The sequence below is a fragment of the Shewanella sp. SG44-2 genome (assembly GCF_014164215.1).
GTDB lineage: Bacteria > Pseudomonadota > Gammaproteobacteria > Enterobacterales > Shewanellaceae > Shewanella > Shewanella frigidimarina.
The window spans coordinates 1-363 of record NZ_JACJEU010000088.1; the positions used below are offsets into that span (position 1 = coordinate 1).

At 42.4% G+C, this 363-nt stretch carries 1 rRNA gene; it reads right to left on the reverse strand.

Annotated elements, in window-relative coordinates:
• Nucleotides 1-277: 277 nt before the first annotated feature.
• Nucleotides 278-363: ribosomal RNA gene (rrf, locus tag H5181_RS20395) — 5S ribosomal RNA — on the reverse strand; the annotation flags it as partial.

The following is a 363-nucleotide window of genomic DNA, read 5'->3' on the forward strand; positions in this document are numbered from 1 at the left end:
TAACGCATACGTTTACGTGCGCGTTTCTCAGATTTAACTAATGCTGCAAGATTGAGATTATTCATCGATACTGAAGTAAGGAAATGACGAGCAATTAGATCACATATTTAATGTAAATGGTATTAGGCGCCTGAAAATGACCTATTTCGCATGGGTATATCGTCCACACAAGCATTATGCTCATATTAACCAAGCCTACTTGTCGTTAAATGACAGACGTAAAAAAGCCCGCTACATAATAGCGGGCTGTTTCACGACTCTTTCAAGTCAATTAGGCGCCTGGAAATGACCTACTCTCGCATGGGGAGACCCCACACTACCATCGGCGATACTGTGTTTCACTTCTGAGTTCGGAATGGGATC